The following is a 22597-nucleotide window of genomic DNA, read 5'->3' on the forward strand; positions in this document are numbered from 1 at the left end:
TGCACTCCAAGTCAAGCCGAATCGCCGCGGACGTGGCGAAGGACGCGCTCGACCACCTCTCCGACGGGGACTGAGGTGTCGATCTCGAGCGTGGCCCCGGACCGCAGGAGCGGTTCGACCTCGGCCTGGTCGCGCAGGGCCTTGTCGAGCTCGCCGGGGCGCTTGCCGTAGTCGTTGCCGGTCCGCTTGAGCAGCCGGTGCCGGACCAGCGCGGGAGCGGCGCTCAACAGCACGATGTGGTCGAAGTCGGGGTGGAAACGGCCCTGGTTGGGCACGCAGCCGCTGACGAAGAGGAGCTCGCCGTCGGCGGTGTCGAGCAGGCGCCGCATGCGGTCCTCGTGCCACACCCAGTCGGGTTCGGCGGCCGGACGCGGCGGTTCGACGTCGGGTGCGGGCGCGCAGAAGCCGCCGTGGTCGGTGTCGACGGCCGTGTACCCCCGAGCGCCGAGCTCGGCGACGACGGTCGACTTCCCGACCCCCGACACCCCGGTCAGCAGCACGCGCTTCATTCCGGCAGGCTACCTGCCGGTCGAGGCAGGGCCGCCGGCGGAAAGGATGTTGACTGTGGGGCACGGGCGGTGGTTGGATTCGGGCATGCCCAGCCTCGCACAGCTGCTGGCCTTCTCGGTCACCTCGCTCGTCATCATCCTCATCCCCGGGCCGAGCGTCATGTTCGTCGTGGGGCGCGCCTTGGCCTACGGGCGTCGCAAGGCCGTGCTCACGGCGCTCGGCAACGCCGTCGGGGCATTCTCGGCCGCCGCTCTCGTGGCCCTGGGCATGGGCGCGGTCATGCAGCAGTCGACGCTGGCGTTCAACATCGTCAAGTACGCGGGCGCGGCCTACCTGGTGTACCTGGGCGTCAAGGCGTTCCGTGACCGGAAGGGCATGCTCGCCGAGCCCGACGCCGCTGAGGCCGGGCCGCGTCGGACCGCGCTGACGATGTTCGAGGGGTTCCTGGTCGGTGCCCTCAATCCGAAGACGATCCTGTTCTTCCTGGCGATCCTGCCGCAGTTCGTCAACCCCTCGGGCGGCTCGGCCGTGCTCCAGATGCTGGCGCTGGGCGCGATCTTCGCCGCTCTCGCCGCCGCATGCGACACCGGTTGGAGCTTCGCGGCGGCCGCCGCTCGCGAGATGCTGGGCTCGCCGCGCGCGCGGCGGGGGCTCAGCCGCATCGGCGGGACGTCCATGATCGGCCTCGGCATCGCGGCGGCCGCGGGCGAGCGCGCCTAGACTTGCCCGGGAACCGATTGGAGCACGTAAGCATGACTGAGTTTCCGCCCGAGATCATCGAGCAGTTCAACGGTGTCGGCATCGACTTGGAGAAGCTGTTCTCCGCCGGGGCACTGGGCGAGCGGATGGGCATCGACGTGCGGTACGCCTCGCCGGAGCGGGTGGTCGCGACCATGGCGGTCGAGGGCAACACGCAGCCGTACGGCCTGCTCCACGGCGGCGCCTCGGCCGTGCTCGCCGAAACGCTCGGTTCGATCGGCGCGATGCTCCACGGCGGCCCCGAGCAGATGGCCGTCGGCGTGGACCTCAACGTCACCCACCACCGGGCGGTCCGCTCCGGCACCGTCACCGGCGAGGCCACACCGATCCATCGCGGACGATCGACCGCCACGTACGAGATCATCGTCAGCGACGAGGCGGGCCGGCGGGTCTGCACCGGCCGCCTCACCTGCATGATCCGGCCCGCTAACCGCGACTGACGGCCCGCAGGATCGCCTCGCCGAGCTCGACCGGCTTGGTGAACTGCGGCCAGTGCCCGGTCGGCAGGTCGACCAGCTCGAGGTCCTTCAACGCGGCCAGCTCCCGCGCGAACGGCGCGTCCTGCTCGATCCACTCCCGGATCATCTTGCTCGGGAACTCGCAGGCGATGACCGTGGTCGGCACGTCGTGACGCCGTTCGTCGCCCAGCACGGACGGGTCGTAGGCGACTCCCTTCGGCTCGGGGATCGACACCTCGCGGAAGTGCGCGCGAAGTTCGTCGTCGAGGTCGACCAGATCCTCCTCCTCGAAGAAGTCCCAGTCCGGCAGCGGGATCTCGCCGTCGACGACCGGCAGGTCGTCGTTGATGACCGCACCGGGCGGCATGGGCGCCGAGTCGACGTAGACGACCCGCGCGACCTTGTCCGGCCTGGCGTCGCTGGCGGCCTGGGCCAGCGAGCCGCCGCCGGAGTGGCCGACGAGGACGACCGGATCGGCGGCCTCGTCGATCGCGGCGACCACCGCGGCGACGTGGTCCTGGAAGCCGATGCCGCTCCGGTCGGCGTCCTTCGATTCCTTGCCGGGCAGCGTGAGCGCCCGGATCCGGTGCCCGGCCTGTTCCAGCGGCGGCGTCACCGCGCTCCAGGAGGAGCCGTCGAGCCAGAGTCCGGGGATCATGATCAATTCCATGTCCCCGACGTTAGGCGACGGCGCCGACACTTCCCATGAATTGCGCGAGCCCGTGCGCCTCGGCGACGGCGTTCAAGCGCATCGCGCACTGCTCAAGCCCGAGCGGAGCGGAGTGTCATCACCGTGATGTCCGACGGGGCGCCGACGCGCAGCGGCGGGCCGTTGGTGCCGGCCCCGTTGGTGACGTAGAGCTTCGTGTCGCCGTGGGTCTCCAGGCCGGTGATCTGGCCGTCGCGCAGCATGCTCGCGTAGTGGACCGGCCACATCTGGCCGCCGTGGGTGTGGCCCGACAGCTGCAGATCGACGTTCCAGCCGGGCACCTGCTCGATCATCCGCGGCTGGTGCGCCATGAGGACCGCGGCGCGGTCCGGGTCGCGGTCCCCCAGGGCCGCCTCGAGGTCCGGTCCGACCTCGCCGGCGATGCCGCGCTGGTCGACGACGAGGTCGTTGACGCCGGCCAGGTCGAAGCCGGCCAGTTCCACGCGCGTGTTCGGCAGCGGGATCATCCCGAGCTCCTCGACGCGGGCGTACCACTGGTCGGCGCCGACGTAGTGCTCGGCGTTGCCGGCCACGAAGAAGGCCCCGTCGCGCGCCTGGAGCCGGGCCATCGGCTCGGTGGCCTCCCGGAGCTGGTCGGCCTCGCCGCTGGCGAGGTCGCCGACGAACGCGACCAGGTCCGCCCCGGCTCGGTTGATCTGGTCGACCACGCGCTCGCAGTATCCGGCGCCGCGCACGGCAGAGAAGTGGGTGTCGCCCACGACAGCTATCCGGTAGCCGTCGAACTCGCGACCGAGCCGCGCGAGCGGGACCTCGACGGCCTTCAACGCCGGGGTCCGGTAGCCCTCGGCCAGGCCGTGGCCGACCGTCGCGGTCGTCGCGACCGCCGCGGTCAGGCCGATGCCGCGCGAGATCACTCGGCGCCGCGTCTGACCGGAGGGCTTCGCTGCCGGCTCGGGCTCGGTTCGTTGTTCCTTGCGTCGCAGCAGCCACCAGCGGAGCGGCTCGGCGGCGACCAGCAGCCCGAACAGGTAGACGAACGCGCCGAACCACACCAGGCCCGGCCAGCCGATGACCGCCTGCCACGACAGCGGCAGCGGCGAGGGCACCGCGAAGCGAGCGGCGAGCCCGAAGACGGCGGGCACGGCCAGCGCGACCGCGCCGATCGGACGCCACCGCGAGCCCGGCTCGGTCGTGTCGCGGAACAGGCGCCACCACAGGTAGCCGTGGAGCGCGGCGAAGCCGACGGTGACGGTGAGGAACCGGACGACGAACCAGAAGGAGTCCATCTACCGGCCGGCCAATGCGCCGCCGTTGACCTGGACGATCTGGGCGGTCACGTGTCCGGCCTCGGGGCGGGCGAGCCAGTGCGCCAGTTCGGCGACGTCGCCGGGCGTGCCGACGCGCTTGTCGTGGGTCTGGCCGATGAGAGTCTGGCGGCGCGAATCGGTCATGCGGCCGGCGAAGAACTCGGTGTCCTCGATGTACCCGGGCGCGATGACGTTGGCGGTGACGCCTCTGGGCCCCAGCGAGGCCGACAGGTCGACCGCGTACGGGTGCAGCGCGGCCTTGGAGGCGCCGTAGCTTCCCGAGCCCGAGCCGCGGAAGGCGGCGATCGAGCTGAACAGGAGGATGCGTCCGCCGTCGGCGAGGATCGGCTTCGCGGCTTCGACGAGGTGGACGGCGGTCATGACGTTGAGGCGCAGGTTCTCGGTCCAGTACCAGGAGGTGCCGTCCAGGCCTTCACCGCGTCTCTCGGGGGCCTGGATCTCGATGTTGCCGCCGGCGCAGGCGGCGATGACGTCGACGCCGCCGTAGCGGTCGGCGAGGTGGTCGGCGACGAGTCGGCCGCCTTCGGGTTCGGCGAGGTCGGCGGCCACGTAGTCGGCGCCGTCGCCGAGCCGGTCGGCCGCTTCGCGGAGCACCGCTTCCCTGCGGCCGACGATGACGACCCTGTCGCCTTCGGCCAGCATCCGTTCGGCGACGGCGTAGCCGATACCGGTTCCTCCCCCGCTGACGACCGCGGTGCGCACCATTGATTCTCCTTCTCGGACGATCACGGCCCGACTCTAACGCGGGCGTCCGGCGGCGAGCCACCCGAACATCGGCCGGAGCGAGGCCGCCGTCCGGGGGTCGCGGGCCTGCGATCGGCGGTGGTTCGGGCTGGCGCGAAATTCGGAATCATGGCAACATGAGACGAGCTAATACCCCAAGAGGGTATATGAAACGCTCGTTTCAGGAGGAGACCATGACCGACACCGCCGCCCCCGCACGTCCACCGGCTCGACAAGGTCGTCTCGCGCTCCTACGCCGAGGCCTGCTGCATGCTGGATCTGCTCATCGCCGCCGGCCTGATCTTCCTGGCTCCGGGTCTTAGGACCTGCGGCCGAAGCGGACTCGTTCTCGGGGCCGAGGGCGAACGGCGCGGGCGGCATTAGCGTTGGCGTCCCAGCGACCCGAAGGAGCGGCAACGATGTCCATACTGGTGACCGGTGCGACAGGGAACGTCGGACGCCACCTGGTGCGGCGCCTGGCCGAGGACGGCAGGCCGGTTCGGGCCATGACGCGGCGTCCGGACACGACCGACCTCCCCGCCGGCGTCGAGGCCGTCGGCGGCGACCTGACCGACCCGGCGAGCATGGAGCGGGCCCTGGAAGGGGCCACGGCGATGTACCTGCTGGCCGCGCACGGCCCCTCGTACGAGACGCTGCCGAATCCCGCCGACCTGGTCGCGGCGGCGGCGAAGGCGGGCGTGCGGCGGGTGACGGTGATGTGGAACGGGTTCCGCGGCCCCGTAGAAGCGGCCGTCGAGGCGAGCGGTCTCGAGTGGACGATCTTGGAGCCCGGCGAGTTCATGTCCAACGCCTTGTCGTGGGCCGAGGAGATCCGGGCCGAAGGGGTCGTCCGCGAGCCGTTCGCCGACATCGGACACGCGCCGGTCGCCGAGACCGACCTCGCCGCGGTGGCCGCCGAGACGCTCACCGCCGACGGTCACGCCGGGCGCTCGTACACGCTCACCGGCCCGGAGGTGATCACTGTGGGCGAGCAGGTCGCGGCCCTGTCGCGGGCGACCGGCCGGCCGATCCGGTACGAGGAGCAGACCGTGGCCGAGGCTCGGGACCGGATGCGCCGGATGGGCGTCGGCGACGACTCGATCGACTTCATCCTCGGCTGGCGAGCCGACCCGCCGGAGAGCGCGCGCACCGTCTCCGGTGTCGTCGAGGCCGTCACCGGCCGACCGGGCACGACGTTCGACCAATGGGCGCGGCGCAACGCCGAACACTTCCAATGAGAACACCCCGGGGCCCGCGAGGCGCACGCCTCGCGGGCCCGCGCCCGTCAGGGATCTCGGCGACGGATCAAGCCGCGCGGCGGCGCGCGCGGCGGACGTACCAGACGGGGCCGAACACGGCCGCCAGCACGAAGGCGACCAGCGGCAGGAACGGCAGGAGCACGCCGATCACGATCGACACCGCGCTGAGCAGGCTCAGCAGTCCGGACCAGCCGACTCCCACGCCTTCGGCGAAGTTCGCCGGCCCCAAACGGCCCTCCTCCTCGAGCTCGGCCGTCTCGGCGGACGAGTAGACGGTGTAGGCGATCGTCGACAGCGCGATCCGGTCTTCCAGGCTCGCCAGTTGCGACTCCAGCGAGGACAGTTCGGCCTCGCGCTCGGCCAGTTCGGACTCCAGCTCGAGGATCGCGTCGACCGAGGACGCCTCGGCCAGGAGCCCGCGCACGCGCTCCACACTGGCGCTCTTGGTGGCGATGTGCGCCTCCAGATCGACCGTCTGACCGGTGACGTCCTCGGTGCCGACCGTGCGGTTCACCTCGGTCTCGGCCAGACCCGCCAGCTCGTCCATCGCCGCCTCGAAGTGCTCGGAGGGGATGCGGACGGTCATCTCCACGACCGTCTGGTCCGCGGCGCGCTCGCGGTGGTCGGCGGTGACGAAACCGCCGTAGGACTCGGCGGCCGCCCACACCTGCTCGGCCATGGCGATCGGATCAGGGTCGGCCGCCCGGATCGAGGCGGTGTAGATCAGATCCCGCTGTTCGGCGGTGTCGACTTGGGCGTCACCGAGGTCGGGGGCTTCCTGGCGTGCTTCGTCCGCGCCCGCGTCGTCGGCGCCGCCGGCGCCTTGGGCCGCGTCCGGTGCGGATTCGACGCTGCCGGCGTCGTCGCTCGAAGCGCATCCGGCGACGGCCAGGCCGGCGGCGAGCAGTGCTGTCGGGATTCGGAGGAGTTTCATGGTCTGCCTCGCAAGGGGTTTCGGCGATGGCGGCGGGCCGTTGCCCACCCTTCGTTCAAGATAGGACGCCGGCCATGACGGACCGGATCCATTCCGCCATCAAAAAGCGATGCCGAAGGGCGACGATGCGGTAGCCGGCGGTTCGCGGATCTTATTGCAAAATACTTGCAATTGTGGGACAGTTGCGAGAGCGCGCGACGATTCGCGAACGCCGGTCGCAGGGGTGTGGTTCCGGCAGGGCGGGGCAGGGCGGGACCCGGCCCCGCCTCTTTTTCTCGGCGGCGGGATTTACAGCTCCAGGATGGTCAATATATAGTCGAGCTTGGATGTTATCGATCAACCAACCGGCGATCGACCAATCAGCGACCAAGCAAGTGGAGTTTCCATGCCCGATTTCCACCTCAGCCGCCGACGGCTGTTCCAGACGGCCGGAGCGACGGCCTTCGTCTCGGCCGCCTCGACCCTCGGCACCGCCGCCCCCGCTTCGGCCTCGCCGGCCGTCACCTACCACAACGCCCTCATCCAGCAGCGGGCCGACCCGCACATCGTCAAGCACACCGACGGCTACTACTACTTCACCGCCTCCGTTCCCGAGTACGACCGGATCGTGATGCGGCGCTCCACGACGCTGCAGGGCCTGGCCGGCGCCCAAGAGGTCACCGTCTGGTGGAAGCACTCCAGCGGCGAGATGAGCCACCACATCTGGGCGCCGGAGGTCCACTACGTCGACGGCAAGTGGTACATCTACTTCGCGGCCGGACGCGCCGACGACATCTGGGCGATCCGCATGTACGCCCTGGAGAACTCGAGCGCCAACCCCATGTCGGGCACCTGGACCGAGAAGGGCCGGATCGTCACCCCGCGGGACTCGTTCTCGCTGGACGCAACCACGTTCGAGCACAACGGGAGCCGGTACCTGTGCTGGGCGCAGAGCGACCCGGACCTGGGCAGCGGGACGAGCCTGTACCTGGCGACGATGGCCAACCCGTGGACCCTCGCCAGCAGTCCGGTGCGCATCAGCATGCCCACCCACGACTGGGAGCGGATCGGCCACAACGTCAACGAAGGCGCCTACGTCATCAAGCGCAACGGGCGGATCTTCATGACCTTCTCGGCCAGCGCGACCGACGCGAATTACGCGATCGGGCTGCTGACGGCCTCGCAGAGCAGCAATCTGCTCGACCCGGCCTCGTGGAGCAAGAATCCGCAACCGGTCTTCCGCAGTCACGACCGGACCGGTCAGTACGGGCCGGGGCACAACTGCTTCACCGTCTCCGAGGACGGGCAGAGCGACATCATGGTCTACCACGCCCGCCCGTACGAGCACATCGACGGCGACCCGCTGTACGACCCGAACCGGCACACCAGGCTCCAGAAGATCTACTGGAACGCCGACGGGACGCCGGCCTTCGGGATCCCGGTGGCCGACGGGGCCACGCCGTACCGGTTCGCCGCGCACGGCGGCGCGGGGTGGATCAACCACTACGAGTTCCGGGGCCGGGTGGGCGACCCGGCGATGCTGGACGACTCGCAGTTCCGGATCGTCTCGGGCCTGGCCGGCTCGGGCACGGTCTCGCTGGAGTCGGCGAACTATCCGGGCTACTACCTGCGGCACAAGAACTACGAGTGCTGGGTCGAGCAGGACGACGGCTCGTCGCTGTTCGACGCCGACGCCAGCTTCCACCGCCGGGCCGGCCTGGCCGACTCCTCGGCGGAGTCGTTCGAGTCCTACAACTTCTCCGGCAGGTACATACGGCACTCGGGCGGCCGGCTCGACCTGCTGACGGCCGGCACCTCGCAGGAGCGCAGCGAGGCGACGTTCCATCTCGAGTGAGCGACGTGCCGGGGCGGCGACCGCGCCGCTCCGGCACTCCGGCGTCGCACCAGGTGAGACGGGCTCGCTCCCATCGTCGGGTTTTTCGATCCGTTAGACGAAGGGTGTTCACAATCGTTGGATTCTGTGGAAACATCGATTCGACTCGATCAGATTCCCCAGAAGGAGACAACGATGTCATCCCCGAGACCGAGAAGAAAGCGCGTGCTCGCCTTGGCGACCACCGCGGGCTTCACCGTGGCGGCAGCGGCGGCCGCCCTCCCCATGGCGGGCGCGGCCACCGCCGACGAAACCACTCTCACCGGCGTGACCATCACTCCCGACCCCTCCTACCAGCACCCCGAGTTCGAAGGCTGGGGCACCAGCCTCGTCTGGTTCGCCAACGCCACCGGCGGCTACCCCGACGAGATCCGCGAGCAGCTGGTGGACATGGTCTTCGGCGACGAGGGACTCAACCTCAACATCGCCCGCTACAACATCGGCGGCGGCAACGCACCCAACATCGACTCGGAGTACATGAAGGACGGGGCGAACATGCCCTACTTCTGGGCCGCCCCCGAAGGCACCACCCACGAGGACAAGGACTGGTGGGACCCCGAGAACCCCGACCACTGGAACTGGGACGCCGACGCGGGCCAGCGCTGGTGGGTCGACCAGATCAAGGACGACGTCACCCACTGGGAGGCGTTCTCCAACTCCCCGCCCTACTTCCAGACCGTCTCCGGTTACGTCTCGGGCGGCTTCGACGCCGGCCAGGACCAGATCCGCACCGACACCGTCGACGAGTTCGCGATCTACCTGACCGAGGTCATGGAGCACCTCGAAGCCGACCACGGCATCGAGTTCGACACCGTCAACCCGCTCAACGAGCCCAACACGAACTACTGGGGCACCACCCTCGGACCCGACGGCGTCCAGCCCACCGGCGGCCGCCAAGAGGGCGCCCACGCCGGTCCCGGCCTGCAGCAGCTGGTCATCCAGGCGCTGGCCCAGCGGCTCGAGACGGCCGACACCGAAGCGGTGATCTCGGCGATGGACGAGACCAACCCGGGCACCTTCACCACCAACTGGAACGCCTACAGCGAGCAGTCGCGCGCGGTGGTCGACCAGATGAACGTCCACACCTACGGCACCGGCGGCCGCACCGGCGTGCGCGACCTCGCCAAGGGCGACGACAAGCCGCTGTGGATGAGCGAAGTCGAGGGCAGCTGGTACTCCCCCACCGACTACGAGACCATGGAGAACGGCCTCGGCATCGCCGGCCGCATCACCGACGACCTGCGCGAACTCGAGCCGTCCGCTTGGGTGTTCTGGCAGCCGATCGAGGACACCAACCCGCAGGTCGCCGGCGGCGGCAACTGGGGCAGCATCCACGTGCCGTTCGACTGCGCCGCCGAGGACACCCTGGAGACCTGCCCGATCCGGCCGAACACCAAGTTCGACACGATCCGCAACTTCACCCACTACATCGAACCCGGCGACCACGTCATCGGCGTCGACGACACCGCGGCCGTGGCCGCCGTCAAGGACTCTCGCGACGCGGCGACGGTCGTCTACACCAACAACAGCGAAGACGACCGCGCGATCACGCTCGACATGTCGAAGTTCGCCTCGGTCGACTCCGGAGCGACGGTCACCCCGATCGTCTCCAGCGCCGCCGGCGGACTCGTCGAAGGCGAGACCGTCGCCTTCGACGGCACCTCGGCGACGTTGACCGTGCCCGGCAAGTCGGTGACCACCTTCGTCGTCGACGGCGTCTCCGGCGTGGCCGAGGACGCCGCCCTGATCCAGGACGGCCACGTCTACCGCCTCGACGGCGTCCAGAGCGACAAGTCGCTGGCCCCCGGCGACGACGGCGCCGGCGTGGTCATCCGCACCGACGACCCCGCCGCGACCGACCAGCTGTGGTCGATCCGCAAGCTCACCGACGGCCACACCAACCGCGAACGCCACGAAGTGGTCAACGTGGACACCGGCACGCGCCTGGCCGTCCGCGACGACAACGCGCTCGTGCTCGAAGCGGCCGATACCGCACCCGACGAGGGCGCCCAGTGGATCCTGTCCACCACCGGCGACGGGACCTACACCTTCGTCAACGCCGCCACCGGCCGCCTGCCCGACGTCTGGGGCCGGTCCACCGAGGACGGCGCCCAGGTCGGCACCTACACGCCGACCTCCGGCTCCAACCAGCGCTGGACCGTCGTCGACGAGACCGTCCTCGGCGTCCAGGACCTCGAGGGCTACACCGTCACCGGCCACAGGCCCGAGCTGCCCGAGACGGTCGCCCCGGTCTACCGGGACGGACCGCGCGGCGAGCTCCAGGTGGACTGGACGTACCCCGAGAAGGGCGAATGGAAGAAGCCCGGGACGATCAAGATCCGCGGCAAGGCGACCGACGTGCTCGGCAACCGGCACCAGGCGACCGCGCACATCACCGTCGACACCTTCGGTGCGACCGAGACGGCGCGGGCGACGACGTACCCCGGGGCGGCGCCGGTGCTGCCGGACGAAGTGGTCGCCGTCGGCGACAACGGCGGCCGCGCGTCGGTGCCGGTGACGTGGGACGAAGCGCCCGAAGGTGCGTTCGACGAGCTCGGCACGGTCACGGTGACCGGCACCGCCCACCTGGTCGACGGATCCACGCTGGAGGCCGAGGCCGACGTGGAGATCGCCGAGCCGATCGAGGTCAACGCCGCGCTCGACGACGGCGTGACCACCTCGGCGACCTTCACCGAGCCCGGCTACTCGACCGAGGGGCTGCGCAACGGCGTCCTGACCGACAAGGCCTACTCCAACTGGGTGTCCGGCGACAAGCGGACGGCCGACACCATCACCTTCACGCTGCCGGTCGAGCGGGACGTCACGAGCGTGTCGCTCTACTTCTACAGCGACGGCGGCCGCGCCAGCTACGCCGACACGGTCCAGGTCCAGTACCTGGCCGCCGACGGCTCCTGGGTGGACGCCGGTGATCCGGTCACCGTCGGCACCGAGTCCTCGCCCGTGGTCGACATCGACGTCGACGCCCGGACCTCGGCGGTCCGGGTGGCGATGACCGTCGGCGAGGTCGGCTGGATCACCATGAGCGAGATCGAGGTCTACGCCAAGGCTCCGGCCGCGTAACGCCGCCGGTTCACGGGCCCGCCGCGTACTTCCGGGCGGCGGGCCCGCCTCGCCGCTCACACCTGGCCGGTCGGCATGACCGTCAGCTGCTGGTAGTTCACCCGCGCCGGCTGCTGGGCCAAGAACGCCACGGCCTCGGCGATGTCGGCCGACTCCAGCGCCTCCATCGACTTCATCGCGGCCTCGATCCACTCGACCGACGGCGGGTCGGTGACGTGGCCCTGCAGCTCGGTCGCCACGATCCCCGGCTCGATCACCGACACCCGCACCCCTGCGGGGCCGAGGTCGGCCCGCAGGCTGCGCGACAGGTGACTCACGTAGGCCTTGGTTCCGCAGTAGACGGCGAACGACCCGAACACGCCCTGGGCGGCGATCGAGGAGGTGTTGACCAGGTCGGCCACGCCCCGCTCGCCCGCGGCATCGACCAGCTGGGGCGTGAAGGAGCCGATGGCGTTCATCAGACCGGTGATGTTCAGGTCGATCTGCCGCCGCCACTGATCGGTCCGCCGCTCGGTGATCGGCGCGCCCAGCATGACGCCGGCGTTGTTGAACAGCAGGTCGGCCTTGCCCAAGGCCGAGGCGACGCGTTCGGCGGCGGCGTCCACGGCCGCGGCGTCGGTGACGTCGACCGGGACGGCGATCGCGGTGCCGCCCTTGTCGGCGATGCGCTCGACGAGGCCCTCGAGCCGGTCGGCGCGACGGGCCAGCGCGGCGACCTTCGCGCCGCGAGCGGCCAGGAGTTCGGCGGCGGCCTCGCCGATCCCGCTCGAGGCTCCGGTGACGACCGCGATCCGGCCCGCGAGCGGGGCGGTGTTCTCTGCGGACATGTGGTGTCCCTTCATCATCGAATGACTCTGGCGGCAGGCGGGGCCGCCCGGATCAAGCAGACCACCGTTCCGGGGCCGCATCCGCCGCGAAATGCGCCCTCTCCGAACTGGTACCGGCAGGGCCACCCGGAGCCGTGCGGGCGCGGGCCGGGCAGGTCACAATGGGCGCATGGACCGAGGTTCGGAGATCGCCGGATTCCTGCGCTCGCGTCGCGGCAGGCTCAGCCCCGAGCGGGCCGGGCTGGCCGACGACGGGCGGATCCGGCGCGTGCCGGGGCTGCGCCGCGACGAGGTCGCCCGCCTGGCGAACATGAGCACCGAGTACTACACGCGGCTCGAGCAGGGGCGCGGCGGCAACCCGTCTCCCGAGGTGCTCGAGGCGCTGGCGTCGGCGCTGCAGCTCGACGCCTCTGAGCGGGCGCATCTGCTCGACCTGTGCGGGGTGAATCCGTCTGTGCGCCGCTCTTCCGGTGCGGCGCAGCGGGTCCGCCCCGGGATGATGCTGACGCTGCAGAGCCTCGACCGGATTCCGGCGTTCATCTGCGGCCGCCGGACCGACGTGCTGGCGATGAACCGCCTGGCGCGGGCGGTGATCGGCGACCTGGAGTCCAAACCGGTCGCCGAGCGGAACATGGCGCGGTACCTCTTCTTGGATCCGGAGGCGCGCGAGCGGACGCCCGAGTGGGAGCGGATGGCCGGCGACACCGTGGCGGTGCTGCGGTTCGACGCCGGGCGGCACCCCGACGACGCTCGCCTGGCCGATCTGATCGAGGAGCTGTCTGAGCGCAGCGGGGAGTTCGACGACTGGTGGAACGACCGCCGAGTGCTGCGACGCACCCACGGCATCAAGCGCTACCGGCACCCGGTCGTGGGGGATCTGGAGTTCTACTACGAGTCGTTCGAGGCGCCGGGGGATCCCGATCAGGTGATGTGCGTCTACAACGTCGAGCCGGGCTCGCCGAGCGCCGAGGCGCTGCGGCTGCTCGACAGCTGGACGGCGCCCGAGCAGACCGGGGCGGCTCAGCGGACGCGGTCGTAGACCAGAGCGATCTCTCCGAGGTCGCCCGCCTCGTGGTGAGCGACCGTCCACTTGGTGGCCGGCAGGCCGTCCTCGAACAGTCGCCCACCACCTCCGGCGATCTCGGGGACGATCATGAGGTGCAGCCGGTCGAGCAGGTCCGCCGTGAGGAGGGCCTTGATGACGCTCACGCTGCAGTTGACGAGGATGTCGCCCTCGCCGGAGGCCTTGAGCTCGGCGACGACGTCCGCGGAGGGCGCGTTCGCGATGCGGGTGCGTTCCCAGGGCGCTTCGGTCAAGGTGCTCGAGAGGACCACTTTCTCCGTGTCCACCAGCCACTTCGCGTATCCGCGATCGCGCGGATCGGCGTTCTCGTCGTCGGCGACACGCGGCCAGTAGCCCATGAAGCCTTCGGCGTTCCGCCGGCCGAGCAGGGCCGTCGTCGCGCCTTCGTGCATGCGCCTCATGTGCTCTCGTGACACCTCGCTGACCGCGTACGGGACGATCGCGCCGAGGTCGGCGGGTCCGCCGGGACCGTTGTAGCGCCCGTCGAGGGTGAGGTTCAGGTTCGCGGTCACTCTGCGACCGGTCGAGTGGTTCATTGTCCGTTCCCTGTGTCGGTGATGGTGTCTTGCGTCGCCGCGGCGACGGCGGCGGCGAGCTTGTCGAGGCTCTGGCCGAAGCCGATCTCGATGCCCGCCACGAAGTCCGCGGATTCGGTGGTGCTGTCGGTGATGCGGTAGCGGACGTCGAGGTCCGTGCCGGCGCCGGAGGCGCGGAGGTCGTAGTCGACGTGGGCGGTGAAGGCGACCGAGCCGTCGGGGAGCAGCGGCGAGAGGCGGTAGGCCAAGCGCTCGGCCGGCCGGGCCTCGTCGACGATGCCCTCGGCGCGCCCGGCGACGAGGTCGGTCCCGTCGGTGTCCTCAGCGTCGCGATACTCCTGGACGATCCGGGCGCCCGATCGCGCCTCGAAGACCAGTTCGGAGACGCGGAGGTCGTCGGGCGTCCACCATCGGGCCAGGAGCCGAGGCTCGCTCAGATGGCGCCAGACCAGTTCGGGAGCGCCCTCCAGCGACCGGCGGAACTCGAACGAGCGGCCGTCGGCCCATCCGGGCGCGTCGGCGGCGAGCCGCTCGGCTTCGAGGGCGATGCCGTAGCGGTCGAAGGTCGCGTGAAGGCCGCCGCTCTCATCGGCGGCGTCGGCGAGTCGGACGATCGCGGTCGCCAGGTCCCGCAGTGCGGCGGGTCGGAGCGCGTAGATGCGGCGCTGGCCGGTTCGCTGCGAGGTGGCGAGGCCGACGCGCTCCAGTGCCTGCAGGTGCTTGGTGGTCTGCGGCTGACGTGTCCCGGCCAGCTGGGCGAGGACGCCGACCGGGCGGGGCCGCTCGGCCAGCAGGGTCACCAGCCGCCAGCGGACCGGGTCGGCCAGCGCGGCGAAGAGGTCTTCCATGACCAGAAGTATTCCATAAGAAGAATATTCTTGTCAAGGAATATTTTGGTGTCGGTGCGAGCGACCGGCCGAACGCGGGCATGAGCAGACTCGCGGCCCGAACGTCCCGGCCGGTCTTCGGGCGCGCAGCATCGGTCGTGTAGCGGCGAGATGCGCGGGCCGCTGGAAGGCGGCCCGCGGAGTGGGCTCAGGTCTCAGTCCCAATCATCGACGCGGAAGTCCCGCGGGGCCGGCGCGCCCTTGCCGTTCCGGACGAAGTCGTTGAGGCTGAACAAGAACGCGGCCCACTTGGTGCTGCAGTGGCGCATGAACTCGACCTGCTCGCGCCAGCCCGCGTGCTTGAACAGAACGATCGTCCAGGCGCCGTCCTGACGGAGGTCCCAGTGGATCTCGGTGCCGACCCACTCGGGCGGGCCCTCCACCACCTCCCAGAGGACGCGTCGGCCGGGCTCGGATTCGACGACCTTCATGTCGAAGCCCCCGCGTTCGAACCGGAACTCGACCACGCCGTCGAGTCCGGGATCGCCGGTCGTGCGCTCGGTCCACCAGCCGGACAGGCCCTCCAAGGTGGTGAGAGCTTCGTACACCTCGTCGGGGGTGGCGCCCTCGACGCCGATGCGGTGCAGAATGTCTGCCATTTCCATGCTCCTCTCTACTGCTGTGCCTCATCGGTCCGGTTCGTTTTCGCCCGTCTCGGACCGTCGTTCGGCCTCGCGGCCTTCGCCCGCGCTTCGCTCTATCCGCTCCGCGATGCACTTGATGCGCCGGAGGCGGGCATCCCAGGCGGCGCCGACTTCGGCGAACTGCGCTGCGGCGCGGGCGAGCTGGGCGGTGTCGACGCGGTAGCGCCGCTCGCGTCCGGCTACGGCGGCGTGCACCAGTCCGGCCCGGTCGAGGACGGCGAGATGCTTGGCGACCGCCTGGCGGGTGACCGGCAGGCGCTCGCTGAGGCCGGTCGCGGTACCGGTGCCCTCGGCCAGCAGGAGATCGAGCATCCGGCGTCGGGTCGGGTCTCCGACCGCCGACCAGAGATCGTCGTCCACCGCCGTGCTCATCGGGCCGAACCGACCTTCTCGGCGTAGGCGGGCAGGCGGTTGAGGAAGTGGTCCCAGCCCTTGCCGTGGTCGGCGTGCATCGCCTCGACCTTCGCCTCGTCCCAGCCGCGCTCGCGGAAGCCGGACTCGGTCATCCGCAGGCGTGTCCCGGTCCCGGCCGGTTCGAGTTCGAAGACCACGAGCAGCGAGTTGCCAGGGGCCGCGGCCTCGTCCTCGGCGTGGGTCCACCGGAAGGAGAACCGGTGCGGCGGAGCGGCGTCGACGACGGTGAACTGCTCCCAGGAGATCTCTCCTCCGTCACCTTTGCGGAAGCCGATGCGCCCGTCCTCGCCCGGCACGAGCGAGAAGTCGGCCTCGTCCGGCCACCACTCTCGCACGTGCTCGGGACTGCTCACGACGTCGAAGACCACCTCCGGTGAGGCGTTGACGTGGATCTCCCGCTCGATCGATCCGAATTCCATGACCGCCACCTTTCGCAACGTTTGGTTGCATGTGACGTTAGCAGCCGCGACAGCAATGCGCAACCATAAGTTGCCTATTTTTCGGAGCGACGCCTCGGCGCCCCGAAGCCGTCGCTCAGCGACTGCCCGCGGCCGGGCGGAAGCCGTCGAGCATGAGGGTGAGCCAGCGTTCGCGCTGCGGCGCGGGCTGATCGATCGGCACGGTGGTGAAGAACAGGAAGAAGTCGTCGACGGTGAGGTCGTCGCGGAACTCGCCGGCGGCCCTGCCGGCGGCGATGAGGCGCTTCAAGGCGACTTGACCGATCTCCTTGTGCGCGCCCGCGTCGTATTCGGTGCCGAGCGCGCGGGCGGCGGCCTTGACGGCCTTGTTGCCTGCGGCGGTGTCCATGACGCGGCGGGCGAAGGCGCCGAGCTCGCCGATGGCGTTCGCGCCCGCTTCGATGCGGGCGGCGGCCGCGTCGGCCTCGACGCGCATCTGGGCGAGGTGGGATTCGAGCACGGCGCGGACCAGGTCGTCCTTGGTTGGGAAATGCCGGTAGAGGGTACCCACGGCCACGCCGGCGGCGGCGGCGATGGCCTCCATCGGCACCTCAGGTCCGCGGGCGACGATCTGGTCGTTGGCCGCCTCGAGGATCTTGGCGCGGTTGCGGGCCGCGTCGGCGCGCAGGGGCCGGGTCTGACGCATCTGGTCTCCTCCCATCGCAGCTGCATCATATGCCGCCGCTCCCCCGCCTTGTAACGTGAATGGTAATTCACTATTATAGTGAATATAGATTCATCTTATTGGAGGCACATCATGAGCGGGAAATGGACCGCCGAAGACATCCCCGACCAGACCGGGCGCACCGCGCTCATCACCGGCGCCAACAGCGGCCTCGGCCTGGAGACCGCGCGTGAACTGGCCGGACGCGGCGCCCGCGTGATCATGGCCGTCCGCAACGAGGCCAAGGGCCGGGCCGCCGCAGACGACATCACGCGGTCCCGCCCCGGGGCCGAGCTCGAGATCCGCCGCCTCGACCTGTCCGACCTCGAGTCGGTCAGGGCCTTCGCCGACGGCATCCGGAAGGACGGCGTCGAGTTCGACGTGCTGGTCAACAACGCCGGCGTCATGGCCCCGCCCCGATCGCTCAGCGCGCAGGGCCACGAACTCCAGTTCGCCTCCAACCACCTCGGCCACTTCGCCCTCACCGGGCTCCTGTTCGACCGCATCCGCCTCGACCGGGACCCGCGCGTGGTCACCGTCGCCTCGATGGCCCACCACAGCGGGCGCATCCACTTCGAGGACCTCACCGGAGAGCGCGACTACACTCCATGGCGCTACTACGCGCAGTCGAAATTCGCCAACATCCTGTTCGGACTCGAGCTCGACCGGCGGCTGAGGGCCGCGCAGGTCCCGGTCCGCAGCGTCATGGCCCACCCCGGCCTGGCGTCGACGAACCTGACCCACAGCCTCCCGGCCATGCTCAGGCCGGTCGGCTGGCTCGTGGTGAGGCTGCGCGCCCAGTCGGCCGCCGACGGCGCGCTCCCGCAGCTCTACGCCGCCACCGACCCGGGCGCCGAGAGCGGCCAGTACATCGGCCCCGACGGCAAAGGCGAGAACAAGGGGCACCCGACCATCGTGCGGCCCAAGGCCGAGGCCGGCGACCCCGAGACGGCCCGGCGGCTGTGGGAGGTCTCCGAAGAGCTCACCGGCGTCCGCTTCGAGGTCCGCTGATCACGCCTGGATGGCCAGCACGGTCTTGCCGCGCGCCTTGCCCTCGCGCAGCCGGGTCAGCGCCTCCCACGCCTCGCTCAGCGCGGCCCGGTGGTCGATGCGGACCTTGAGGCGGCCGGTGCGCACCGACTCGGCCACCGACGCCAGCGCCTCGGGCGTGGCCTGACCGAAGATGTTGCGGCCGTGCAGGCCCCGCGCCTGCATCGCCTCCGGATCGACGGCGGTGTTGGAGCTGACGATCGTGCCGCCTCCCTTGAGGAGCCCGGCGACCTCGCCGATCTCCGAGGGCCCCGAGACGAGGTCGAGGACGGCGTCGACGCCTTCGGGATGCGCCGACTTGACCTGCTCGACGGTCGGGGCGGCGGCGAAGTCGACCGTCTCGGCCGCGCCGAGCTCGCGCAGGTACCCGACCGTGTCCGGCGCGGTGGTGGCGATGACGTGGACTCCTTTGGCGGCGGCCAGCTGCACCGCCGCCTGGCCTACGCCGCCTGAGGCGCCGTTGACGAGGAGCTTGTCGCCTTGGCCCGTGCCGGTGCCCTCCACGAAGTCGTGCGCGGCGCAGCAGGCGGTCGGGAGCGCGGCGGCCAGGTCGTAGGGCAGCTCCTCGGGCAGGAGCGCGAGCTTGCCGTCGGCCGGGGCGAGCGCGTACTCGGCGAACGAGCCGCGGCCGCGCTCGACGTCCATGAACTGGCCGAAGACGCGGTCGCCCGGCGAGTAGCCGGTCACGTCGCGGCCGGTGAGCTCGACGATCCCGGCGCCGTCGGAGCCGAGCACGAGCGGGAAGGAGTGCTCGACCGCACCGCGCATGATGCCGTCGACGACCTTCCAGTCGAAGGGGTTCACCCCGGCCGAGGCGAGGCGGACGAGGACCTCCCCGGGCCCCGGTTCGGGGACCGGCAGTTCGGCGAGCTCGGGCTCGGTGTTGAAGTCGGTGGCGATCACGGCGCGCACATCGTGCTCCTTCGGCTCTGGCGTCAGACGCGGTGCGATGGTCTCCCGGCCACCCGTGCCGGGTTCTCCGCCGCGAGCCGGTGTGCCGGTTGCCTCGACCTTAGCCGCGCAGGAAGTCCTCGCGGTCGAGGAACGCCAGACGGGCGCGTTTGTCCGGCAGTTCGACCTCGGGCCCGATGGTGAAGCCGGTGCGGCGCAGCCGGGCGCGGGCCTGCTCGTTGCGCGCGTCGGGCTCGACGACGATCCGCCGGTGCGAGGGGTCCTTGAAGGCGAACTCGAGCAGGACCGACACGAGTGCGGCGGTGAAGCCGGCCCGCGCCGCTCCCCGGTCGGGCCGGGCGACGAGGAGGTGGACGCCGAAGTCGCCGGGGCGGACGTCGTAGCACTCGCCCATCGGGTCGGCGTCGGGCTCGTAGGTCTGGAACAGCGCCACCGGGACGGCGTCCCGGTGGACGAGGTAGGCGTGGTGGGTGGTCAGCGAGTCGAGGAACTCGTATATCTCCAGGACCTTCTCGCGGCTGTAGCCGGTCATCCCCCAGAAGCGGGCGCGCTCCTCGGTGACCCAGCCGTGGACGAGGTCGAGGTCGGACTTCGGGTCGAGCGGGACGATGCCGACGTGGCCGAAGCCCTCGACGGTCCGCTCGTGGACGGGGGCGCGGCGGGTCGAGTCGGTCGCGTGCTCGGTCATCGGGTGTTCCTCCCTGAGTCGGTTCCAATCGGTGGCGACCGGGACGAGCTCGCCCGACCGCCACAGCGGCAGCTGGTCGTCGGCGTGCCGGTGGCCGTCGTCGCCGGCGGCGCCGAGCGGCACGATCCAGCGGCTGCGTTCGCGATCGGACAGGTCCCATACCCAGCGCGCGGCCGGGCCGCGGACGCAGCGGTCGGTGACGCCGGGGACGCTGGAGGTCGACAGGACGCAGTCGTGGTCGCCCGCCACGCCCGGCAGCGGCGCGGGCTCGGGTGCTCCGGGCTTTCGCGGCCGCCAGAGCGAGGGCAGATGCACCTGGCCCCAGGGGGTGCCGACCGGCTCGGCGGCGACCGCCTCGGCGGCCGAGCGGACGGCCTCGGCCAGGTCGCGTGCGGAGAGGAGCTCGCGGCCGCGGGTGAGCAGGTGCTCGAGCGCGTAGCCGATGCGAGGGACCAGTGCGAGCCAGGGGGTGAAGACCTCGGGGTAGGGCGACGGTTCGGCCAGCGGCGCGAGCGCCGGGTGCTCGGCGAGGCGGCGGGCCACGGCGGTGCGCAGCGCGGCGTACTCGGCGGCCTCGACGCTGTAGGCCTCCATGCGGCGGTCCCATGCCAGCAGGCGTTTGCGCAGCCGCGCGGCCGCTTCGCCGAGGTCGAGCGAGGACAGTGCCTCCAGCAGCGGTCCGGCCGAGGGCAGCAGCGTGTCGGTGTGGACCACGCTCATCGCCTCGGGGCTCCAGGCGTCGGACAGCTCGAGCAGTTCGCGGATGCGGTCGGCCCGGTGCGCGGGCGCGAACTCGACGCCGAGTCCGGCGGCGAGGCCGCGCTCGTTGGCGGCTACGGTGATCGGGCCGGTTTCGGCTCGTGGCGGCGCGTGCCGGCCGCGCCAGGCGTATGCGGGTTCCCATGCCGGGACCGGCTTGCAGCGGTTGTCGCGGTGGCGGATCGGGACTCGACCGGCGACGCGGTGGAGTCGGTCTCCGGCGGTGTCGGCGGCGAGCACGACGTTGACCGGGGCGGCCCAGTCGTCCAGGGCCGCGTCGACGTCGGCGACGGTGCGGGCGTGGAGCAGCGCCCGCATCGCGGCGAAGCCGAGGTCGGCGTCGACGCGCACCGGGCAGCGCAGGCTGAGGGCGAACGGTTCGTCGGTGCCGCCGGCGATGACCGGGCCGCGCGCGGTGGCGACGCATTCGACGTGTACGGCCCGGGCTCCGGCTACTTCGATCGTCTCGGTGCGGACGTCGGCGCTCTCCCAGCCGTCGGGGCCGAGAGCCTCGACGCCTGTGCCGTTGCGGCGCAGGCGTTCGCGATAGAGGTCCTGGTAATCGGCCATGGCGTTGGTCACGCCCCAGGCCACCGCGCCGGCGTGTCCGAAATGGGCTATGCCGGGGACGCCGGGGACGGCCAGGCCGAGCACGTCGAAATCCTCGCAGGCGAGGCGGATCTGCTGGTAGATGCCCGGCGCTTCGAGGATGCGGTGCGGGTCTCCAGCGAGGATCGGCGCGCCGGAGCCGGTGCGTTCGCCGGCCAGGAGCCAGGCGTTGCTGCCGCTGCGGTGGGGCCCGTCGAGGGCGAACAGGTCGACCGCGTTCTCGCCGAGGGCGGTGGCCACGCGGTCGCGCCAGAGTTTGGCGGGGAATCCGGCGCCGAACATGATGTGCTCGGCGTACCAGATCGCCAGCGGGGTCCATGGAGCCCATGGTTCTGCTTCGCCGAGCCCCGCGTTGACGCCGTCGACGTAGGCGGCGACCCAGGCGGCCGTGTCGGTGTCGAGGGCTTCGAAGCAGGCGCGGGCGGTCTCGCCGATGCGGGCCCGGCGGGCGAAGCGGTCCCAGGCCAGCGACTCGGGCCCGAGCAGTGAGGCGGCGGTGCCGCGGGCGCGGTGCCGGGCCACTTCGAGCTGCCAGGAGCGGTCCCGGACCGCGTTGTGCCCCTGCGCGAAGGCGAGGGCGCGGGGCGTGCGCGCCCGCAGATGCGGGATGCCCCACGCGTCGCGGTGCGCTGCGAACTCCATCCCGCCTCACTTCCTGATAGTTAGGGTAGTCTAACCTAACTCGAGATTCTGTCATACGAGCCGTCGACTGCGAAGGCGGCCGGGAGGAGAGGTGCCCATGGGCCACGGCTGGGAGGGCGCAGTACTGAAACTGCTGCGCGCCAAGGACTTCGTATTCACGGTGACCGCCAACGAGGAGGTCACCGACCACTACCGGCGACTGAGCTTCACCGACGGCGGCATGCTCGGGCTCTCCGGCGTGCACCCGACGATGTGGACTCGGCTGTGGTTCTATCAGGACGGCAAGGCCTACCAGCGCGCCTACACGCTGGTGGACCCCGACGTCGAGGCCGGCGCCTTCGATATGGAGTTCGCGATCCACGACGGCGGCGCGAGCGACTGGGCGCGCGTGGCCAAGCCCGGCGACACGATCGAGGGCACGCTCCACGGATCGCGTTGGATCGAACCGGATCCGCTGCCCGAACGGATCCTCGCAGTCGGCGACGCGGCCTCGCTCCCGGCGATCAATTCACTGCTGGCGGCCCTGCCGGAGGCCGAGGCGACGGTGTGGTTCGAGACGGCGCACGATTCGGACGCCGAGCTGCCGTTCAGGATCGACCCCGAGCGGCACGAGCTGCATCTGGTGCCCCGGGAGGACGACGGCGCGCGCCTGGTCGAAGCGGTGCGGAAGGCGCTGCCGGGACTCGTCGACGACCCCGAGCGGGCGTACGTGTGGATCACCTGCCACATGACGGCCACCAGGGCCCTGTCCGCGTTCGCGCGCAAGGAACTGGGCATTCCCAAGCAGCGGGTCCACGCGATGGCGTACTGGCGCTGAGCGCTCGCGAC

22 protein-coding genes are annotated in these 22597 nt (G+C 70.9%); 8 read left to right on the forward strand and 14 right to left on the reverse strand.

The genetic code is table 11. The features are described from left to right. Positions 1-11: 11 nt before the first annotated feature. Positions 12-509 (reverse strand): AAA family ATPase, encoded by a 498-nt coding sequence (locus ACYVL2_RS14955; protein ID WP_460544702.1) that lies wholly within the window; start codon positions 507-509, stop codon positions 12-14. Between the two features lie 85 nt (positions 510-594). Between ACYVL2_RS14955 and ACYVL2_RS14960 the strand changes: the two genes are divergently transcribed. Further along, on the forward strand, positions 595-1230 hold the full coding sequence (locus ACYVL2_RS14960) for a LysE family translocator (RefSeq protein WP_460544704.1): 636 nt from the start codon (positions 595-597) through the stop codon (positions 1228-1230). 32 nt (positions 1231-1262) lie between these two features. Then, positions 1263-1709, forward strand: a complete 447-nt coding sequence (locus tag ACYVL2_RS14965; RefSeq protein ID WP_460544707.1) for a PaaI family thioesterase — start codon at positions 1263-1265, stop codon at positions 1707-1709. On the opposite strand, the gene ACYVL2_RS14970 is transcribed toward ACYVL2_RS14965, so the two are convergent. The 3 genes from ACYVL2_RS14970 to ACYVL2_RS14980 all read right to left on the reverse strand — a co-directional run bounded on the left by ACYVL2_RS14970 (position 1696) and on the right by ACYVL2_RS14980 (position 4430). Beyond that, a complete protein-coding gene (locus ACYVL2_RS14970; protein WP_460544709.1) occupies positions 1696-2397 on the reverse strand; it encodes an alpha/beta fold hydrolase in 702 nt (233 codons plus the stop codon). The genes ACYVL2_RS14965 and ACYVL2_RS14970 overlap by 14 nt on opposite strands. Positions 2398-2489: 92 nt before the next feature. Next, positions 2490-3683 carry a metallophosphoesterase gene (locus ACYVL2_RS14975; protein ID WP_460544711.1) on the reverse strand — a complete coding sequence of 398 codons (1194 nt, stop codon included), beginning with the start codon at positions 3681-3683 and terminating at the stop codon, positions 2490-2492. Further along, a complete protein-coding gene (locus ACYVL2_RS14980) occupies positions 3684-4430 on the reverse strand; it encodes an SDR family NAD(P)-dependent oxidoreductase (RefSeq protein WP_460544713.1) in 747 nt (248 codons plus the stop codon). It lies immediately after the preceding gene. A 437-nt stretch (positions 4431-4867) separates the two neighbouring features. Between ACYVL2_RS14980 and ACYVL2_RS14985 the strand changes: the two genes are divergently transcribed. Continuing rightward, on the forward strand, positions 4868-5686 hold the full coding sequence (locus ACYVL2_RS14985) for a Rossmann-fold NAD(P)-binding domain-containing protein (RefSeq protein WP_460544715.1): 819 nt from the start codon (positions 4868-4870) through the stop codon (positions 5684-5686). Positions 5687-5753: 67 nt separating this feature from the next. On the opposite strand, the gene ACYVL2_RS14990 is transcribed toward ACYVL2_RS14985, so the two are convergent. After that, positions 5754-6641 carry a DUF4349 domain-containing protein gene (locus ACYVL2_RS14990; protein WP_460544717.1) on the reverse strand — a complete coding sequence of 296 codons (888 nt, stop codon included), beginning with the start codon at positions 6639-6641 and terminating at the stop codon, positions 5754-5756. A gap of 385 nt (positions 6642-7026) precedes the next feature. Between ACYVL2_RS14990 and ACYVL2_RS14995 the strand changes: the two genes are divergently transcribed. Then, the gene (locus tag ACYVL2_RS14995) at positions 7027-8475 is read left to right on the forward strand and encodes a family 43 glycosylhydrolase (RefSeq protein WP_460544720.1); all 1449 of its coding nucleotides are present in this window, start codon (positions 7027-7029) and stop codon (positions 8473-8475) included. 174 nt (positions 8476-8649) lie between these two features. Further along, entirely contained in the window at positions 8650-11595 is a 2946-nt protein-coding gene (locus ACYVL2_RS15000) for an RICIN domain-containing protein (RefSeq protein WP_460544722.1), read from the forward strand. Between the two features lie 56 nt (positions 11596-11651). Here ACYVL2_RS15000 and ACYVL2_RS15005 read toward each other — a convergent pair whose 3' ends face one another. Then, complete coding sequence (locus ACYVL2_RS15005; RefSeq protein WP_460544724.1) at positions 11652-12422, reverse strand: SDR family oxidoreductase; 771 nt, start codon at positions 12420-12422, stop codon at positions 11652-11654. 169 nt (positions 12423-12591) lie between these two features. Between ACYVL2_RS15005 and ACYVL2_RS15010 the strand changes: the two genes are divergently transcribed. Beyond that, on the forward strand, positions 12592-13461 hold the full coding sequence (locus tag ACYVL2_RS15010) for a helix-turn-helix transcriptional regulator (RefSeq protein ID WP_460544726.1): 870 nt from the start codon (positions 12592-12594) through the stop codon (positions 13459-13461). Here ACYVL2_RS15010 and ACYVL2_RS15015 read toward each other — a convergent pair. The 6 genes from ACYVL2_RS15015 to ACYVL2_RS15040 form a co-directional block, all read right to left on the reverse strand. Next, positions 13443-14042 carry a dihydrofolate reductase family protein gene (locus ACYVL2_RS15015; RefSeq protein WP_460544728.1) on the reverse strand — a complete coding sequence of 200 codons (600 nt, stop codon included), beginning with the start codon at positions 14040-14042 and terminating at the stop codon, positions 13443-13445. The genes ACYVL2_RS15010 and ACYVL2_RS15015 overlap by 19 nt on opposite strands. After that, positions 14039-14890 (reverse strand): metalloregulator ArsR/SmtB family transcription factor, encoded by an 852-nt coding sequence (locus tag ACYVL2_RS15020; RefSeq protein WP_460544730.1) that lies wholly within the window; start codon positions 14888-14890, stop codon positions 14039-14041. The genes ACYVL2_RS15015 and ACYVL2_RS15020 overlap by 4 nt, the downstream gene beginning before the upstream one ends. A 194-nt stretch (positions 14891-15084) precedes the next feature. Continuing rightward, on the reverse strand, positions 15085-15528 hold the full coding sequence (locus ACYVL2_RS15025; protein WP_460544732.1) for an SRPBCC family protein: 444 nt from the start codon (positions 15526-15528) through the stop codon (positions 15085-15087). 27 nt (positions 15529-15555) lie between these two features. Further along, positions 15556-15945 (reverse strand): ArsR/SmtB family transcription factor, encoded by a 390-nt coding sequence (locus ACYVL2_RS15030; protein ID WP_460544734.1) that lies wholly within the window; start codon positions 15943-15945, stop codon positions 15556-15558. After that, positions 15942-16406, reverse strand: coding sequence for an SRPBCC family protein (locus ACYVL2_RS15035; RefSeq protein ID WP_460544736.1), 465 nt, complete (start codon positions 16404-16406; stop codon positions 15942-15944). Before ACYVL2_RS15035 ends, ACYVL2_RS15030 begins: the two co-directional genes overlap by 4 nt. A 115-nt stretch (positions 16407-16521) precedes the next feature. Next, the gene (locus ACYVL2_RS15040; protein ID WP_460544739.1) at positions 16522-17091 is read right to left on the reverse strand and encodes a TetR/AcrR family transcriptional regulator; all 570 of its coding nucleotides are present in this window, start codon (positions 17089-17091) and stop codon (positions 16522-16524) included. Between the two features lie 111 nt (positions 17092-17202). On the opposite strand from ACYVL2_RS15040, the gene ACYVL2_RS15045 reads away from it, so the two are divergent. Next, on the forward strand, positions 17203-18120 hold the full coding sequence (locus tag ACYVL2_RS15045) for an SDR family NAD(P)-dependent oxidoreductase (protein WP_460544741.1): 918 nt from the start codon (positions 17203-17205) through the stop codon (positions 18118-18120). Here the strand turns inward: ACYVL2_RS15045 and ACYVL2_RS15050 are convergent, their stop codons facing one another. Beyond that, the gene (locus tag ACYVL2_RS15050; RefSeq protein ID WP_460544743.1) at positions 18121-19071 is read right to left on the reverse strand and encodes an NADP-dependent oxidoreductase; all 951 of its coding nucleotides are present in this window, start codon (positions 19069-19071) and stop codon (positions 18121-18123) included. It lies immediately after the preceding gene. Positions 19072-19171: 100 nt separating this feature from the next. After that, positions 19172-21769: a GNAT family N-acetyltransferase gene (locus ACYVL2_RS15055; RefSeq protein ID WP_460544745.1), complete on the reverse strand. Its 2598-nt coding sequence runs from the start codon at positions 21767-21769 to the stop codon at positions 19172-19174. A gap of 97 nt (positions 21770-21866) precedes the next feature. On the opposite strand from ACYVL2_RS15055, the gene ACYVL2_RS15060 reads away from it, so the two are divergent. Beyond that, positions 21867-22586, forward strand: a complete 720-nt coding sequence (locus ACYVL2_RS15060) for a siderophore-interacting protein (RefSeq protein WP_460544747.1) — start codon at positions 21867-21869, stop codon at positions 22584-22586. Positions 22587-22597 lie beyond the last annotated feature (11 nt).

It is taken from the genome of Glycomyces halotolerans, assembly GCF_054779575.1.